This is a genomic window from Oceanicoccus sp. (genome assembly GCF_029238675.1).
Taxonomy (GTDB): Bacteria; Pseudomonadota; Gammaproteobacteria; order Pseudomonadales; family Dasaniaceae; genus Oceanicoccus.
Map to the genome: position 1 here is coordinate 1 of NZ_JAQWFR010000016.1, position 17,062 is coordinate 17,062.

The following is a 17,062-nucleotide window of genomic DNA, read 5'->3' on the forward strand; positions in this document are numbered from 1 at the left end:
TTTGGTGGAGCCGGCGGGAATTGAACCCGCGTCCGTCAGTCCGCTGCTTAGCGCTCTACATGCTTAGATTCCGTCAATTAATTTAGCCGCATTCAGCCCGACGGGCAGGACGAAATTGGCGATCCTGATTAATGTTTAGCAGATCCACCTCAGGCGCGGCTTCACAACGATCCAGTTCTGAGTGACGGACATTAGCGCGGTACTGGCACCTTGCTAAAGGCCGCTAGCGGACGCATCCACTAGAAGGTACAACAAAAAGCTACTTACGCAGCTAGTTGAGCACCGTAGTTGTCATCGTTGGCAACTAATAGTTTGCAGCTTTGGATTTACGTGATTGGCTACCATCACGGCATGCACACATAAGTTTTGTAACCGGCGTCGAATCCAAATCGGCCCCGAAACTTGTGAACAAGGTAATTGTACACCTGCTGATGATGCATAGGTAGCGGATGGGAGGATTTAGCGGAAAATAACCATAAATGTACAAAGGGTGCGGCCAGCCTCGCGCTGGTCCGCACCCCAGGCTCTCCTATAGGAGGGCAATCACGGTAACAAGTACCTCTTTAAATATGGCGTACTTTGACGGGATTTCAACTGTGCCATTAGAGGATTTATGACTTTAAAAAACGCTGTAAATAAATATTTTTGAGGGCTGTTCGGGAGTTAATTGGGGTGGCGCATAATCCGCTGCTTTTGCTTATCCCAATCCTTGTTCTTCTCTGCCTGGCGCTTATCGTGCTGCTGTTTACCTTTGGCAATACAGATTTCAGCTTTGACTAAGTGGCCCTTCCAGTACAGAGCGGTACAGACACAGGTACGGCCATCTTGCTGGGTTGCTTCCAGTAGTCTGGCTAGCTCCCTTTTATTCAGCAGTAATTTGCGGGTGCGGGTGGGGTCGGTAACGTAGTGAGTGGAAACGGTTTTTAATGGGTTGATATGAGCGCCCAGCAAAAAAGCTTCACCGTCCTTCATTAACACATAGGTATCGGTAATCTGTATTTCGCCCATGCGCAGGCTTTTGACTTCCCAGCCTTGCAGCTGAACGCCCGCCTCAAACTTCTGTTCAAGGTGATAGTCATGTCGCGCTTTTTTGTTCTGCGCGATAGTATTGCTGGATTGTTTCGGTTTCTTTTTGCCCATAGCGGCGCATTATAGCGGTTGTCGCTGGTAAAGCGTAATGGTCTGGGTTAAAAAGAGGCTTCATATCGACTAAAAAAGATTGAATAAAAAGCTAAATGAATAATCATTATAAATCCAGGCGCCGGGGGTGGCGTCGCAGTTGGTCGTTTGTGGCGGCAACCACTGGCGCGACTATCGGTTTGGGTAATCTTTGGAAGTTTTCTTACCTCGCTGGTGAGAATGGCGGCGCGGCCTTTGTATTGGCCTATTTAATCTGCATTGTGGTGGTGGCGATGCCGGTAATGATTGCCGAGGTGGTGTTGGGCAGTCGCGGTCGGTCTAACCCTGTGAGCACAATGCAGGATGTGAGCCTTGAGGCTGGAGCCTCATCATCCTGGCAGCTGATCGGCTGGTTGGGTTGTATTGCGGGTTTATTGGTGCTGTCTTATTACAGTGTGATCGCTGGCTGGAGCTTTGCCTATGTGGGTAAGCTGTTAGGAGGAGAGTTTGTTGCCGCCAGTGCCCAGTTGTCGGGGGATATGTTTAACAATCTATTGGCGGCTCCGGCTTTGCTGATGCAGTGGCAGGCGTTTTTCCTTTTAAGTATTTTATTAGTCGTGGCCCTGGGTGTCCGCAAAGGTATCTCTGTAGCGGCTCGCTTATTAATACCGCTGTTGCTTGTTATGCTTATTGCCCTGGCGATTTACAGCTCTCAAGTGGGTGATTTTAAAGCTGCCGCTGAGTTTCTATTTCAGCCAGATTTTTCAGCGTTAAATCAGCAAGCCTTACTCGATGCTTTGGGTCATGCCTTTTTTACTTTGAGTATTGGGGTGGGGGCGATGATGGCCTACGGTGCCTATGTGCCTGACCAGCGTTCGATTACTGGTATGGTTTCGACTGTGGTGTTGATGGATACACTAGTGTCTGTGTTGGCCGGTTTGGCCATTTTCCCCTTAGTATTTAGCTTAAATATGGCACCGGCTATGGGGCCGGGGTTAATGTTTGTGGCCATGCCCTATGGCTTTGGTAATATGATTTACGGCAATTATTTTGGTGCGCTGTTTTTTGTGATGGTTTCATTGGCAGCAATAACCTCCGGCGTTGCCCTGCTTGAGCCCGCCACTGTCTGGCTGGCACAGCAGTTTCGCTGGTGGCGACCCGTCGCCGCTGTGGTGATGGTGTTAGTGGTTTGGTTACTGGGCCTGGCGACGATTTTCTCCTTTAATATCTGGCAGGATATCGACCTGTTTGGCATGTCGGTGTTTAGCTTTCTGGATTTTGTGACGGCTAATTTGATGTTGCCGGTGGGTGGTTTCATGACGGCAATCTTTGTCGGCTGGGTGATGCGCAAAGAAGTTCTGCGTGATGAATTATATGTTGAAAGCCGGCAGATTTTTTCGCTTTGGCATTGGCTTTTGCGGTATATTGCCGCGCCCGGTGTGTTAGTGGTGTTTTTATGGTCACTTTCCCCATGGCTAAAAAACCTGTTTATTGAATAAAGGTATTGAGCTATGACCGACATTAATCGCAGTGCCTTATTGCCTTATGCGGCGGATAGAGTCTATACGTTAATCAATGATATCTCTGCCTATCCCCAGTATATGGATGGCTGTGTCGGCACCGAGATATTAGCGCAGGGTGAGGATGAGCAGGGTGAGTTTATGGAGGCCCGGCTGGATTTATCCAAGGCGGGTTTGCGTCATAGCCTGACCACCCGCAATCGTTTGCAGCGACCGACAACCGTTAAGATGGCCCTGGTTGATGGCCCTTTTGATGATTTTGCCGGGATTTGGACAGTTCAGCCCTTGAGTGATTCTGCCTGCAAGGTAAGCTTAGAGCTCAGGTTTACAATAACAAATAAGCTATTAAACATGGCGGCCAAAACCTTGTTTAATCCCATGGCAGATAATTTGGTAGATGCCCTGGTTAAAAGAGCCCATGATTTACACCAGAGTGAGTAACGAGTTAAGTTCCTATGAGCGATGAGATGATTAATGTCGAGGTGTCTTACGCCTTGCCCAATAAACAGCAGATTATTGCGCTTGAAGTCGCGGAAGGCACTACGGTCTATGGTGCGGCTGAAGAGTCCGGGATTGCCGGTCAATTTTCGGATTTGGATTTAGCCTCGGCAAAAATGGGTGTTTTTGGTAAAGCAGTACCCAAACCAAAACAGGAGCTGGTTAAGGCGGGGGATCGTGTTGAGATTTATCGTCCGTTAATCGCCGACCCTAAAGAGGTACGCAAGGCGCGGGCGGCTAAGGTTAAAGCAGAAAAAAAAGCGGCTAAAGAGTCTTAGCCTTCTTTTTCAGCAGACTGCTGTGCTTGCTCGGTAATTGCCGTAGGGACAAAATCACCAGTGAAGTAATCCAGCCTATCGGCTTTAAAGAAGATGGTCATTCGTTGTTCTTTGTGCAGCTCGTCACCACGTCGGATGTTATAGATATAATCCCAGCGCTTGGCATTAAAAGAGTCTTTAATTAGCGGGCTACCCATAATATATTCTACCTGGTCTTTAGACATACCGGGCTTTAGCTGGTCGACCATTTCCTGGGTGATGACATTCCCCTGTTCAACGGTGATTTTATATACCCCTGGAAATTGCAGGGTACTACAGGCCCCAAGCAGGCTGCTGATGGCAAGCAGGGCGACAATAAAAATATATTTTGGCATTTGGCTTTCACTCTATTACTGTGACGTGGATAATACCCCAAACAATTCTTTAACGCTAAGGCGGTCTTCAATATGGCAGTGGAAAATCAGGAACTACGGAAAGCGGGCTTAAAAGTCACTTTGCCAAGGGTAAAGATTTTGCAGCTAATGGAGCAGGCAGAAGAGGACAATCATCATCTGAGTGCTGAGGATGTGTACAAGTCGCTGCTGGAAGCGGGTGAAGATGTGGGTCTGGCCACGGTTTACCGGGTATTAACCCAGTTTGAAACCGCAGGTTTAGTGGTGCGTCATAACTTTGAAGGTGGCCATTCTGTCTTCGAAATGGCCAAAGGTGATCACCATGACCATATGGTTTGTCTTGAAACCAATCAGGTTATTGAGTTTGTTGACGATGTGATTGAGCAGCGCCAGCATCAACTGGCCGAAGAGCAGGGTTTTGAGATTGTTGACCATAGTTTGGTGCTTTACGTAAAACCCAAAAAATAACCCTATTCCAAAAACCCTCCGTCATTCCCGCCCCCGAGTGCATTTGTCGGGGGCGGGAATGACGGGCGGTTAGTGCGACAACATCTCCTTAGCGTGGGCCAGGGACTGATCGGTAATCGCAATCCCCCCCAGCATGCGAGCAATTTCCTCAATTTTCTTTTTGTCGCTAAGCTGCTCCAGCTTGGTACTAACGCTTTTCTTGCTGGCGGTTTTGCTGACATAAAGATGCTGGTGCCCTTTGGAGGCCACTTGAGCCTGGTGGGTTACGCATAATACCTGCCCGCGATCACCCAGCTCCTGTAGTAAGTTACCCACCACCTCAGCTACCGCACCACCAATACCCACATCGACTTCATCAAATACCAGGGTAGGTATGGCACTGGTTTTGGCAGTAATCACCTGAATGGCGAGGCTGATTCTGGATAGCTCACCACCTGAAGCAATTTTGGAAAGAGCCGCAGGTTCCTGCCCCGGGTTTGTGCTAACTAAAAAGGCAATATCTTCATTGCCGTTAGCATGAGGTGCATTATCAGTTCGGGCTGCCAGATCAATACTAAAACTACAGTTAGCCATAGCGAGCTGTTCTAGCTGAGCTTCCACTTGTTTCTGTAACTTTTTAGCAGCAGTTTTACGCTTCTTGCTAAGCTTCGCAGCTAGCTGTTGGTATTGTTGTTCTGTCTCGGCAAGCTGCTGTTGCAGTTGCTCAATTTCTTCATCACTACCTGCAATACTGGTCAATTCATCTTGCAGGCCCTGGTGTAATTCAGGCAATTGCGTCGGTTGAATATGGTGCTTGCGGGCGATGTCATAGACGGTGCTAAGGCGATTCTCTACAACATGTAAACGCTCTGGGTCCAGCTCAAAGCTATCCAAGTGATGTTGCAGTTCGTTATTGGCTTCTTCGGCTTGGATCAATGCGCTACTTAATAATTGCGACGCTTCATCGAGTGATTGGCTTTTAACGGGAATATCACCTAGTGAGCGCAGGGCCTGATTTAAAATACTAACCACGTTCAGTTCGCCTTCACTGCAAAGAGCGATTGTGTGCTGGCAAGCTTGCTGAATCTGTTCACCATTGGCGAGTTGTTTTTGTTCTTGCTCTAATTTTTCCAGTTCGCCATCGATGAGTTCAAGGTTATTCAGTTCATCAACCTGATAACCTAGCAGTTGAGCCCGAGCGCTTTGCTCGGTGCGGTTGCACTCTAGTGTATTGAGCCGCTGTTGTGTTTGTTGAAATTGTTTAGCAATGATTTTCAAGTTAGCGGTACTGTCACCTAGTCCCGCAAATTCATCGAGCAGGCGGCGTTGCTGGTCTTTTTTAAGCAATGATTGGTGGGCGTGCTGGCTATGAATATCAATCAGCATTTCGCCAAGAGATTTTAGGTCTTGCAGGGTGACAGGGCGGCCATTGATATAACCGCGAGAGCGGCCTTCTTTGGTAATGACTCGACGAAGCAGGCAATCGCTGCCATCCAGTAAGTCATGTTCTTGCAGCCAGCTTGTGGCGTCTTTGATATCGGAAATATCAAAACGCGCATGGATGTCGGCGCGTTCTGTGCCGCTGCGGACTATGCCAGCATCCGCTCTATCGCCCAGTGCCAGCCCCAGTGCATCCAGCATAATCGATTTACCGGCACCGGTTTCGCCGGTAATTACGGTCATACCCCGATTAAATTCCATCTCAAGTTCGGAGGCAATGGCAAAGTTATTCACACTGAGATCGACTAACATGGCTGCTTTCCATTATCTGTTTATTTGTACAGTATTATGGTTGTATATACAGTGGTTTGTCCAGTGCCTTTTTCAAGCCTGTGTCATTCCCGCGCAGGCGGGAATCCAGGCTGCGCTGATACCAGGTGTTATCGGCCCACTCCTATGCTCTATGAGCAGTTTATCCCGATGGTGGATATCACCGCACAAACCCTCAGCGTGGCCCTGAAAAAGTCATAATTCTCACCGCTTTTACTTAATTTAAGTCATTGAATTATATGTAAAAATCAATTCTGTAATAACTCCTTAATTATTTCCCTTGAATTGCCTTGCTATGCCCCCATATAGCAGGTCAGTGAAGATATTGGCCAGACAGTAAAAACCGGAGAACGCAGTGTCCAACGAAGAAACCATTAACCCTGATCTTGAAAGCGCTGAGCAGTCAACAGAGGAGCTTGTTGAAGAAACGCAAGCCACAGAAGAGGTTGCGCAAGCCGCTGAAGAGGGTCCAGGCCCTGAAGCTCAAATTGAGGCACTTCAAGACGAATTGACAAAAACCAAAGACGACGCCCTGAGAACCCTGGCTGATGCCCAGAATATCAAGCGTCGTGCCGAAGGTGAGATCGATAAGGCGCGCAAATTCGCCCTGGAAAAATTTGCCTCTGAATTATTGGGTGTTGCCGATAATCTTGAGCGCGCTCTGGAAGCCGCTGATACGGATAACGAAGCCGTTAAGCCTCTGGCTGAAGGCGTTGAGTTAACGCAAAAAACGCTGGTTGATGCACTGGCCAAATTTAATGTTAAGCAGCTAGACCCGGTTGGCGAACCCTTCGACCCGCAGTTTCATCAGGCGATGTCGATGGTAGAAAACCCCGACGTGGAACCTAACACCGTCACACTGGTGATGCAGAAAGGCTATACCTTGAATGAGCGCCTATTGCGCCCAGCCATGGTGATGGTATCCAAGGCTGCAGCCGGTTCTATCGACGAAAACGCATAAATAGTAAGCACATAGCCGGTGTGGACTTGAAATGATCAAATTCGCACCAATATACAGAATCATCTAACGAAACAATTTATACAAACAACTGAATTTAAAGCATTGATTGGCCTTAGCGGCCAGTTGAAAACTGGAGAAAGAACAATGGGTAAAATCATCGGTATCGATTTAGGCACCACAAACTCATGTGTTGCTGTACTAGACGGCGACAGCAGCAAGATCATTGAGAATGCTGAAGGCGATCGCACCACCCCTTCAATCATTGGTTACACCGATGATGGTGAAATCCTGGTAGGCCAGAGCGCCAAGCGCCAGGCCGTTACCAACCCTACTAACACTTTGTATGCGGTTAAGCGTTTAATCGGTCGTAAATTTAAAGACGATGTTGTGCAAAAAGATATCGCTATGGTTCCTTACACCATTTCCGCCGCCGACAATGGCGACGCATGGGTTGAAGCTCGCGGTGAGCAAATGGCACCGCCACAGGTGTCTGCTGAAATCCTGATGAAAATGAAAAAGACCGCTGAAGAATATCTTGGTGAGCCAGTCACAGAAGCGGTCGTTACCGTTCCTGCTTACTTCAATGACTCACAGCGTCAGGCCACTAAAGATGCCGGTAAAATCGCAGGTCTCGAAGTAAAACGTATTATCAACGAGCCAACCGCTGCGGCACTAGCCTACGGTATGGACAAAGCTAAAGGCGACCACACTATCGCGGTATACGATTTAGGTGGCGGTACTTTTGATATTTCTGTTATTGAAATTGCAGAAGTCGATGGCGAACACCAGTTCGAAGTACTGTCTACCAACGGTGATACTTTCCTGGGTGGTGAAGATTTCGACTTACGTTTAATTGATTATCTGGCAGAAGAATTCCAGAAAGAAAACAGTATGGATCTTAAAGGTGATCCACTGGCGATGCAGCGTTTAAAAGAAGCTGCGGAAAAAGCCAAGATCGAATTGTCTTCTTCACAGCAAACTGAAGTTAACCTGCCATACATTACTGCCGATGCTTCAGGTCCTAAGCACTTGGTTGTAAAAATGACTCGTGCCAAGCTGGAGTCTTTGGTTGAAGACCTGGTTGCTAAATCTTTAGAGCCATTAAAAGTGGCGTTACAAGATGCCGACCTTTCTACCAGCGAAATCGACGATGTTATTCTGGTTGGTGGCCAGACGCGTATGCCTTTAGTACAAGCTAAGGTTGCTGAGTTCTTTGGTAAAGAGCCACGTAAAGATGTTAACCCTGATGAAGCGGTTGCCATGGGCGCAGCGATTCAAGGCGGTGTATTAAGCGGCGACGTTAAAGACGTATTGCTGTTAGACGTAACACCCCTAACTTTAGGTATCGAAACAATGGGTGGTGTTGCCACGGCATTGATTGAGAAAAACACCACGATTCCTACTAAGAAATCGCAGATTTTCTCAACCGCTGAAGACAATCAATCAGCTGTTACCATCCATGTTGTTCAGGGTGAGCGTAAACAAGCCTCTGGTAACAAATCACTGGGTCGTTTTGACTTGGCAGACATTCCGCCGTCACCACGCGGTATGCCACAAATCGAAGTAACCTTTGATTTGGATGCCAACGGTATCTTGCATGTAGGTGCAAAAGATAAGGCGACAGGTAAAGAACAGTCTATCCGTATTACCGCTTCTTCCGGTTTATCGGATGATGAAATCGAGTCAATGGTACAGGATGCCGAAGCTAACGCTGAAGCCGATAAGCAGTTTGAAGAATTAGTCACTGCCCGTAATACTCTGGAAGGCTTAATTAATGCTACTAAGAAAACTTTAGAAGAAGCCGGTGACAAAGCTTCTGCTGAAGAGAAAGCAGCCATTGAAACTGCGGTTAAAGAAGCCGAAGAAGTGGTAGCTGGCGACGATAAAGCAGCGATGGAAGCAGCAACGCAAAAACTAACTGAAGCTTCTGGTCCACTGGCTCAAAAGATGTATGAAGAGCAAGCAGCTCAAGCACAGGCGGAAGGCGGTGCTGAAGCACAGCAAGACGATGGCGCCGCAGGCGACGACGTTGTTGATGCCGAGTTTGAAGAAGTTAAAGAAGACAATAAGTAACTCATCGTCGTTCCCGCGAAGGCGGGAACCTAGACTCCCGCCTTCGCGGGAGTGACAGTGGTTTTTATACACGCGGGACTAGTTCCCGCGTTTGTGTTTAAAAAATTTAGTCATACCAATACCAACGAAGCCATAATATATGTCCAAGCGCGATTACTATGAAATTCTCGGTGTAGACCGGGATTCCTCTGAAAAAGATATCAAAAAAGCCTATCGCCGAGTAGCGATGAAGCACCACCCTGATCGCAACCCTGATAACAAAGAAGCGGAAGAAAAATTTAAAGAAGCCTCTGAAGCTTATGAAGTGTTATCCGATGCCCAAAAGCGTAGCGCCTATGATCAATATGGTCACGATGCTGTAAGCGGCAATGGCGGAGCCGGTGGTTTTGGTGGTGGCGCTGGTAACTTCAGCGATATTTTTGGTGATGTATTTGGCGACATGTTTGGCGGTGGAGGTGGCGGTGGCCGCAGTCGTGGCCCGGCCCGCGGTAGTGATCTACGCTACAATCTGGATATTGATTTAGATGAAGCGGTTAAAGGTACTGAAGTAAAAATTCGCGTGCCAACCTTGGTGTCCTGTGAGGTTTGTGATGGTTCCGGCGCCAAAAAAGGCAGCAAACCGATAACCTGTACGACCTGCGGTGGCGTGGGCCAGGTGCGGATGCAGCAGGGCTTTTTCTCGGTGCAGCAAACCTGCCCTAACTGCCATGGTAAGGGCAAGATTATTTCTGATCCTTGTAACAATTGTCATGGCCAGGGCCTGATTGAAGAAACTAAAACCCTTTCGGTTAAAGTGCCGCCCGGTGTTGATACCGGCGACCGTATTCGTCTAACCGGCGAAGGTGAAGCAGGTCCGGATGGTGGCCCTCCGGGTGATTTATTTGTACAGATGAATGTGCGCGAGCACAAAATCTTCGAACGTGATGGCAAGCATCTATACTGTGAAGTACCTATCAGCATTATCGATGCTTCTTTGGGTGGCGAACTTGAAGTGCCAACACTGGATGGTCGTGTTAAATTAAAAATTCCAGCTGAAACGCAAACCGGAAAACTATTCCGTTTGCGTGGCAAAGGTGTAACTCCTGTACGGGGTGGTTCAACCGGTGACTTATTGTGTCGCGTTACTCTGGAAACACCGGTTAATTTAACCAAACACCAGAAAGACCTGTTTAAGGAGTTGCAGGAATCCTTCGAAAAAGAAGGCAACCAGTCACCGCGTAAAAACTCGTGGTTTGAAGGTGTTAAAAACTTTTTTGATGATATGAAAATCTAACTACTGTCATTCCCGCGAAGGCGGGAATCCATTATCGTGATGGTGGATTATAATCCACCCTACGTAGAGAGTATTATGACAATAAAAATTGCAGTCACCGGTGCCGCAGGTCGTATGGGTAAAACCCTGATCGAAGCGATTGAGCAAAATGCGAATGCTGAATTAACCGCCGCTATCGAATGGTCTGAAAGCCCGGCCATTGGTGCTGATGCCGGTGAGTTAGCAGCCCTTGGTAAAAACGGCGTAACGATTGTTGGCGATGTTAATGCAGTGATTAATGATTTTGACGTGCTGGTAGATTTCACCACCCCGGCGTCAACCGTAGCCAATGCCAAAGTTTGTTCTGCTGCCGGTAAAAAAATGATTATCGGCACCACAGGTTGCACCGATGAAGACAAAGCCCTGATTGCTGATGCCGCTAATCAATCTGCGATTTGCATGGCTACCAACTTTAGTACTGGCGTTAACCTTTGCTTTAAATTAGCCAAAGAAGCCGCTGCAATTTTGGGTGATGACTACGATGTAGAAATTGTAGAGGCCCACCATCGCCATAAAGTGGATGCACCCTCCGGTACTGCCTTAAGTTTAGGCGAAGCGGTGGCCGAAGGTCATGGTCGTGATTTTAAAGACGTCGCAGTACTTTCCCGCGAAGGTCAGGTTGGCCCCAGAACCAATAATGAAATTGGTTTTGCCACCATTCGTGGTGGTGATGTTGTGGGTGACCATACCGTAATGTATATGGCCGATGGCGAGCGTATTGAGATTGGCCATAAAGCCAGCTCAAGAATGAGCTTTGGCCGCGGTGCTATCCGCGCAGCGGTTTGGGTTGCTACCCAAAAAACCGGCCTGTTTGATATGCAGGATGTATTAGGGTTTAAGTGATTGTTTAGCAAGAAGGCCGTTATTTAGCGGCCTTAGAAATATATAGAGTCGGTTATATTTCGGCACTATTATATTTCGGCGCTATGGAAGACGTTTTGTACATCGTCCAAATCGTTTAGCATGTCCAAAAAAGTATCCATCAAGGCAATATCATCACCGGCCAAAGGCGCTGTATTCTGTGGGATAAACTGGATTTCATCGACATCAAAGTCGATGCCCTCAATGGCTTCTGCCAGGGCTTGCTTGGCTTTGAAGTAATCAGTGTTGGGGGCAAAAACGGTGATTTTGCCGTCTTCGCACTCAATATCGCTGACATCGACATCGGCCATCATTAAGGCTTCCAAGGCGCCTTCTTCATCGTCACCGCTAAAGACAAAAATAGCGCTATGGTCAAACATATGGCTAACGCTGCCCTGGGTGCCGATTTTAGTTTTAGTCTTGGTAAAGCACTGGCGTACATCACCAAAGGTACGGTTGGGGTTATCCGTTAGGCAATCTACGATGACCATACAGCCGCCGGGACCAAAACCTTCATAGCGAGCTGTAGAAAAATCTTCTCCGCCACCCCCTTTGGCTTTGTCTATGGCCTTTTCAATAACGTGGGAAGGAACCTGGTCTTTCTTTGCGCGATCAATCAAGCCGCGAAGAGCCAGGTTACCATCGGGTTCAACACCGCCTGCTTTGGCACAAACATAAATTTCACGACCATATTTGCTATAGACCTTAGCTTTGGCATCTGAGGTCTTGGCCATTGACTCTTTACGGTTTTGATAGGCTCTGCCCATGATTATTTTCCACTGTTTCTGACAATAAGGCGCAAATTTTACAGATAAGCTTTATCTTAGAAAACCTTTAGTGCTGTCAATACGTGATATTTTGAAATAAGGGTGTTTTCAAAATTACGCGGCTATTCATAGGTTATTGCAACTTGACCGATGATTTCTATTTCACCGTCGGCTGCCATGATAATTGGTGGCAGCACTTCCGTTGGATCAACCAGGTTGATTGTTCCCAATGCGCGGGTAAAGATTCTTAAGGCTTTTTCCCCAGTGCTTTTATCCCTGCACATGACTTCTTTGCCAGTCAGGTCTTGGTCTTTTTCAATGGGAATAATAACAGCGGTTTTAGGGCGGCTATATTTGTGTGTGCTGCTATGGGGTAACACAATAGCAAAGGCCCTTTTGTCAATAACGGTAAAGGGTGAAATGACTTTATTTACTAAATCAAAACTGCTTGGGTTGGCGAGAAAATCGTCGATTTCGTCCCATTCAATGACCGGCGGGTTCATTGTGTAAGTGTTGGGGTTTTCTTTAATCATGCTTTGCAACATGGGGCCACTTTCCAGTTGTAACCACTCAATGCGAACACCTGTAGTTTCGGCAATGGTCAGGCAGTCAGCATTTGAGGCTGTACGACTACCCGCCTCATAATTACTGATACGATTTTGGCTCCAGTCACCGCACATCTTAGCTAATTCTTTCTGTGACACCTTGTGACCAAGGGTTTTGGAGAGATGCTGCCGTGCGGCTTTGATACGTCCTGATAGTTCCATAAGTGAAATATAGCATGAAATAACACGGAGCGTGATTAAAAATAAAATCACATAATGAGATTATTTATTGTAAAGCACACGCTTCGTGATATATTAGGGCCGTCTATTACAGGGAGGACGTAATGAACTTTATCGCCAGCTACAGGAAGGCTGCAGGTTTAAGCCAAAAGGGCCTGGGTATTTTATGTGGTGGCTGGAGCCAAAGCCGCATCGGCATGTACGAACTTGGTACCAGAACACCCGACATAGAAAATTGCAAAAAAATTGTAATGGCATTGCGTTCAGCAGGGGCTAATTGCTCCCTGGATGATGTCTTTCCTGTCGACGGCAAAGCAGTGTAAGCCGCTGCATTTAATCCATTTACACAAAGCTAATAAGGGAACACTACGGAGAGTATTATGCTGATATTAACAAGGTCTATCGGTCAAAGAATCAGAATTAGCGACGATATTTCAATAACCGTGCTGGATGTGCAAGGTATGCAGGTCAAGCTGGGTATTGAGGCGCCTAAAGATATTGAGGTGCATCGTGAAGAAATCTATCAACGTATAGCCATGGAGCGAGTGCGTCGGGAAGCTGGGGGAGCTGAAGAGGTTGAGGCTGAAGAGACAGAAGGGGTTGGGGAGGTTGAAGACGTTGAAGACGTTGAAGAAATATCAGGTAACTGCTGAGAACTGAAAACGCCAGAAGTCGAAGATAATTCGGCTTCTGGCGTTAGTTTTTTAAGGTTGGTTTACTGGGCCTTTAGAGCCAGGCGCTTGCGGTGTAACACCGGCTCGGTATAGCCGTTGGGTTGCTCGCAACCTTTAAGGACCAGGTCACAGGCCGCTTCAAAAGCTATAGTGTCGAAGCCTGGAGCCATATTGATATAGGCAGGGTCACCGGCATTTTGTTGGTCAACAACGGAAGCCATGCGCTTTAAAGTTTCCACCACCTGCTCTTGGCTGCAAATACCGTGGCGCAACCAGTTAGCAATATGCTGACTGGAAATTCTCAAGGTTGCCCGGTCTTCCATCAGGCCAATGTTGTTAATGTCAGGTACTTTTGAGCAACCTACACCTTGGTCTACCCAGCGCACGACATAACCGAGAATGCCCTGGCAGTTATTATCCAATTCTTTTTGAATGATATCTGCGCTTAGGGTTTGATCGCCCAATAAAGGGATAGTCAAAATATCATCAACACTGGCACGGGTGCGTGATTTTAATTGTTCCTGTTTGCTGGGCACATTGACCTGATGGTAGTGCAGGGCGTGCAAGGTAGCCGCCGTGGGTGATGGTACCCATGCGGTATTGGCACCTGCATTGGGATGGCCAATTTTGGCTTCCATCATCTTGGTCATATTGTCGGGCTCTGGCCACATGCCTTTGCCGATTTGCGCTTTGCCTTGCAGGCCGCAGGCCAAGCCCAGGTCTACATTCTGGTCTTCGTAGGCGCCAATCCAGGTCATGGTTTTTAGCTGGGCTTTAGGGGCAAACGGGCCCGCCTCCATACTGGTATGAATTTCATCACCGGTGCGATCCAGGAAGCCGGTATTGATAAATACCACGCGCTCTTTGGCGGCGCGAATACACTCTTTCAGGTTGACAGAGGTGCGACGCTCTTCATCCATAATACCGACTTTTAAGGTGTTGCGAGGTAGCTTAAGGGCATCTTCAATGCGGCCAAATAATTCATTGGTAAAGGCTACTTCTTCAGGGCCATGCATTTTGGGTTTTACAATATTAATGCTGTTGGCGGTGGAGTTCTTTAAGCTGCCAGAGCCTTTTAGATCGTGAATGGCCGCCAGTGCGGTTACCATGCCGTCCATAATACCTTCAGGAATTTCGTTACCGTCTTTATCGATAATGGCAGGGTTGGTCATCAAGTGGCCGACGTTGCGAACAAACAACATGCTGCGGCCTTTTAAGGTTATGGCGCTGCCGTCTGCTGCAGTATATTCCCTGTCAGAGTTCATTTTACGGACAATAGTCTTGCCGCCTTTTTCCAGGCTCTCTTCCAGGTCGCCTTTCATTAAACCCAGCCAGTTGCGGTAGGCAACGGACTTATCTTCAGCGTCTACTGCCGCAACGGAATCTTCGCAATCCATAATGGTGGTAAGGGCAGCTTCCATCAGGATGTCTTTAACCCCGGCGCTATCGTGTTTGCCGATATGGTGGTTGCGGTCGATTTGAATTTCGATATGCAAATTATTGTGCTTTAACAAAATCGCATCAGGGGTTTCAGCATTGCCCTGATAGCCAATAAATTGTGCTGGGTCGCTTAATACGGTAGTGCTGCCATCAGTTAGTTTGATCTGTAGCTGTGCATCAACAACGCTGTATTGACTAACAGAATCGTGGGAGCTTTCAGCAAGCGGTGTAGCATCATTTAAAACATTGCGACCATAGGCGATAACTTTGTCGCCGCGAACAGGGTTGTAGGCACCGGTTTTTTCTGCACCGTCATCTTCTGGAATAACGTCGGTGCCGTAAAGTGCATCATATAAACTACCCCAGCGAGCATTGGCTGCGTTTAGGGCAAAGCGGGCATTCATAATCGGCACAACCAATTGTGGGCCGGCCTGGGTTGCGATTTCAGGTTCAACACCTTCGGTGGTGATTTGAAAGTCTTCGCCTTCAGGTACCAGATAACCAATCTCGGTTAAAAATGCTTTGTAGGCTGCGGCATCGCCCGCACCATTGGCCTGATGCCATTGATCAATTTGCCGCTGTAACTGATCCCGCTTGTCTAATAGCGCTTTATTTTTGGGCCCAAGGTCATTCAGGATCTGCTCAAGTGCGCTCCAGAACTGTTCTGGTTCAATACCTGTGCCGGGGGCAATATCGTTGTTAATAAGGTTGAAGAGTTCGTCGGCGATTTGCAGGCCGCCCTGCTGGGTGCGCTGAGTCATGTGGGTACCTTAAGAAAAGTTCTTGAATGGGATGCTTAATGAGGGAGGATTTTACTGGGAGGTCAAAGATTTAGCGAATTTATCGTTTTCATATTGGGTATAAACTTAGTGAATAACAATGCCGCAAAGTAACGTCATCCCCGCGAAGGCGGGGACCCAGCGCTGTAGATTCCCGCCTGCGCGGGAATGACAGAATATATTTCGGGAATGACAGAATATTCTTCGGGAATGACGAGGGGACGTCAGGTTTTACTCTTTTCAACAATAGCCTGCGCAACATCCACAATTAAGCGGCGTAGCCAGGTGTGCCCAGGGTTGTGGTGCAGCAGGGGGCTCCAGGCCATATTTAACTCGATCGGCACAATAGGAAAGGGCGGAGGCCTGGTAATCAGGCTGCCATGTCTGGTATGCAGCAGAGCTGCTTGTTTGGGAAGTGTGGCAATCAGGTCCGGTTGCTCGGCTAGCAGTGCGGCTACCTGGTAATGACGGGTAAAGACCCGGATATGCCGGGTTCGGTCAATTTCAGCCAGTGCCTCGTCAACCCAGCCTAGTCGTTGGGTATCGGTAGGGTTCATGCCCACTCCTACACCCATACCGGTTTTGCTGACCCAGATATGGTGGGCATTAAGATAACTGTCCAGGGTGAAGTCGTCCTTAATGGGGTTGTCTTTGCTCATCAGGCAGGTGAAATTATCTCGCCACACATTGACCTGGTGGAAGGATTGGGGCAAATAATCAAACCGGTTGATGGCCATGTCGACCTTGCCTTTTTCCACGTCTTGAAAAGTCACATCACTGGGGGTAAGTATATCCAGGCGGATATTGGGGGCTATATGGCGGATCTCCGTTAGCAGGGCCGGTATCAGCGTTGACTCTGCATAGTCACTGGCCATAATCCGGAATACCCGGTCGCTCTCTTTCAGTTTGAACTCGGCGGAAGGCTGTACGGCTTTTTCGATATTGCTAAGGATGGCCCTGACCTGGGGTTGCAGTTCCTGGGCTCTTTGAGTCGGGCTCATACCTTGGCTGGTGCGGATCAGCAGGGGGTCATTAAATAAATCCCGCAGTCTGCGCAGGCTATTACTCATTGCTGGTTGGGTAATCCCCAGCTGGTCAGCGGCCTTGGTGACGTTCTGCTCGCGCAGTAAAACATCCAAATACACCAATAAATTCAGGTCGATGCGAGATATATTCATTGAAGAAATGCCATTGGTAAAAGATATAATTTAGCTTGATTTTGGTTTTATTTCTAGTTTTTCTATACCGTGATTCCCGAGACCACACCTTGTCATTCCCGCGCAGGCGGAAACAACAGCATAAGCACGCAGGCTGGATTCCCGCCTGCGCGGGAATGACAAGGTGTGGGGGTGGGGTGTTTTCCAGAATTATCAGGCCACTATTCGC

At 47.9% G+C, this 17,062-nt stretch carries 17 protein-coding genes and 1 other RNA gene; 10 read left to right on the forward strand and 8 right to left on the reverse strand.

All coding sequences use genetic code 11. The annotated features are described in order from the left end of the window. Positions 1-2 precede the first annotated feature (2 nt). Together ssrA and smpB are read right to left on the reverse strand one after the other, a co-directional pair. Positions 3-397: a transfer-messenger RNA gene (gene ssrA, locus P8H32_RS05160) on the reverse strand. Positions 398-663: 266 nt separating this feature from the next. Continuing rightward, complete coding sequence (gene smpB, locus P8H32_RS05165) at positions 664-1,140, reverse strand: SsrA-binding protein SmpB (RefSeq protein WP_085757404.1); 477 nt, start codon at positions 1,138-1,140, stop codon at positions 664-666. Positions 1,141-1,235: 95 nt separating this feature from the next. On the opposite strand from smpB, the gene P8H32_RS05170 reads away from it, so the two are divergent. Genes P8H32_RS05170 through P8H32_RS05180 form a run of 3 tightly spaced genes read left to right on the forward strand, consistent with a single transcriptional unit; the run spans position 1,236 to position 3,415 of the window. Continuing rightward, on the forward strand, positions 1,236-2,618 hold the full coding sequence (locus tag P8H32_RS05170) for a sodium-dependent transporter (protein WP_301088617.1): 1,383 nt from the start codon (positions 1,236-1,238) through the stop codon (positions 2,616-2,618). A gap of 12 nt (positions 2,619-2,630) precedes the next feature. Further along, positions 2,631-3,080: a type II toxin-antitoxin system RatA family toxin gene (locus tag P8H32_RS05175; RefSeq protein WP_297292395.1), complete on the forward strand. Its 450-nt coding sequence runs from the start codon at positions 2,631-2,633 to the stop codon at positions 3,078-3,080. 14 nt (positions 3,081-3,094) lie between these two features. Beyond that, positions 3,095-3,415 carry an RnfH family protein gene (locus P8H32_RS05180; protein ID WP_301088618.1) on the forward strand — a complete coding sequence of 107 codons (321 nt, stop codon included), beginning with the start codon at positions 3,095-3,097 and terminating at the stop codon, positions 3,413-3,415. Here P8H32_RS05180 and P8H32_RS05185 read toward each other — a convergent pair. Further along, positions 3,412-3,789, reverse strand: a complete 378-nt coding sequence (locus P8H32_RS05185) for an outer membrane protein assembly factor BamE (RefSeq protein WP_301088619.1) — start codon at positions 3,787-3,789, stop codon at positions 3,412-3,414. The genes P8H32_RS05180 and P8H32_RS05185 overlap by 4 nt on opposite strands. Before the next feature lie 72 nt (positions 3,790-3,861). Between P8H32_RS05185 and fur the strand changes: the two genes are divergently transcribed. Next, on the forward strand, positions 3,862-4,275 hold the full coding sequence (gene fur, locus P8H32_RS05190) for a ferric iron uptake transcriptional regulator (RefSeq protein ID WP_297292392.1): 414 nt from the start codon (positions 3,862-3,864) through the stop codon (positions 4,273-4,275). A gap of 69 nt (positions 4,276-4,344) precedes the next feature. On the opposite strand, the gene recN is transcribed toward fur, so the two are convergent. Continuing rightward, positions 4,345-6,006 (reverse strand): DNA repair protein RecN, encoded by a 1,662-nt coding sequence (recN, locus tag P8H32_RS05195; RefSeq protein ID WP_297292391.1) that lies wholly within the window; start codon positions 6,004-6,006, stop codon positions 4,345-4,347. 373 nt (positions 6,007-6,379) lie between these two features. Here recN and grpE point away from each other — a divergent pair, with 373 nt between their 5' ends. The 4 genes from grpE to dapB all read left to right on the forward strand — a co-directional run bounded on the left by grpE (position 6,380) and on the right by dapB (position 11,213). Continuing rightward, positions 6,380-6,985, forward strand: a complete 606-nt coding sequence (gene grpE / locus P8H32_RS05200) for a nucleotide exchange factor GrpE (RefSeq protein ID WP_297292216.1) — start codon at positions 6,380-6,382, stop codon at positions 6,983-6,985. 144 nt (positions 6,986-7,129) lie between these two features. Next, positions 7,130-9,058: a molecular chaperone DnaK gene (gene dnaK / locus P8H32_RS05205; RefSeq protein WP_301088620.1), complete on the forward strand. Its 1,929-nt coding sequence runs from the start codon at positions 7,130-7,132 to the stop codon at positions 9,056-9,058. Positions 9,059-9,197: 139 nt separating this feature from the next. Beyond that, on the forward strand, positions 9,198-10,331 hold the full coding sequence (gene dnaJ, locus P8H32_RS05210; RefSeq protein ID WP_301088621.1) for a molecular chaperone DnaJ: 1,134 nt from the start codon (positions 9,198-9,200) through the stop codon (positions 10,329-10,331). Positions 10,332-10,406: 75 nt separating this feature from the next. Then, a complete protein-coding gene (dapB, locus tag P8H32_RS05215) occupies positions 10,407-11,213 on the forward strand; it encodes a 4-hydroxy-tetrahydrodipicolinate reductase (protein ID WP_301088622.1) in 807 nt (268 codons plus the stop codon). A 68-nt stretch (positions 11,214-11,281) separates the two neighbouring features. Here the strand turns inward: dapB and P8H32_RS05220 are convergent, their stop codons facing one another. Together P8H32_RS05220 and P8H32_RS05225 are read right to left on the reverse strand one after the other, a co-directional pair. Then, complete coding sequence (locus tag P8H32_RS05220; protein ID WP_301088623.1) at positions 11,282-11,998, reverse strand: YebC/PmpR family DNA-binding transcriptional regulator; 717 nt, start codon at positions 11,996-11,998, stop codon at positions 11,282-11,284. Positions 11,999-12,120: 122 nt separating this feature from the next. Beyond that, positions 12,121-12,765, reverse strand: coding sequence for a helix-turn-helix transcriptional regulator (locus tag P8H32_RS05225; RefSeq protein WP_301088624.1), 645 nt, complete (start codon positions 12,763-12,765; stop codon positions 12,121-12,123). A gap of 122 nt (positions 12,766-12,887) precedes the next feature. On the opposite strand from P8H32_RS05225, the gene P8H32_RS05230 reads away from it, so the two are divergent. Continuing rightward, positions 12,888-13,106, forward strand: a complete 219-nt coding sequence (locus P8H32_RS05230; RefSeq protein ID WP_301088625.1) for a helix-turn-helix transcriptional regulator — start codon at positions 12,888-12,890, stop codon at positions 13,104-13,106. A gap of 57 nt (positions 13,107-13,163) precedes the next feature. After that, positions 13,164-13,436 (forward strand): carbon storage regulator CsrA, encoded by a 273-nt coding sequence (gene csrA / locus P8H32_RS05235; RefSeq protein WP_301088626.1) that lies wholly within the window; start codon positions 13,164-13,166, stop codon positions 13,434-13,436. A 62-nt stretch (positions 13,437-13,498) separates the two neighbouring features. Here csrA and P8H32_RS05240 read toward each other — a convergent pair whose 3' ends face one another. Together P8H32_RS05240 and P8H32_RS05245 are read right to left on the reverse strand one after the other, a co-directional pair. Next, the gene (locus tag P8H32_RS05240; RefSeq protein WP_301088627.1) at positions 13,499-15,658 is read right to left on the reverse strand and encodes a malate synthase G; all 2,160 of its coding nucleotides are present in this window, start codon (positions 15,656-15,658) and stop codon (positions 13,499-13,501) included. A gap of 242 nt (positions 15,659-15,900) precedes the next feature. Further along, positions 15,901-16,854, reverse strand: a complete 954-nt coding sequence (locus tag P8H32_RS05245; RefSeq protein WP_301088628.1) for a LysR family transcriptional regulator — start codon at positions 16,852-16,854, stop codon at positions 15,901-15,903. Positions 16,855-17,062 lie beyond the last annotated feature (208 nt).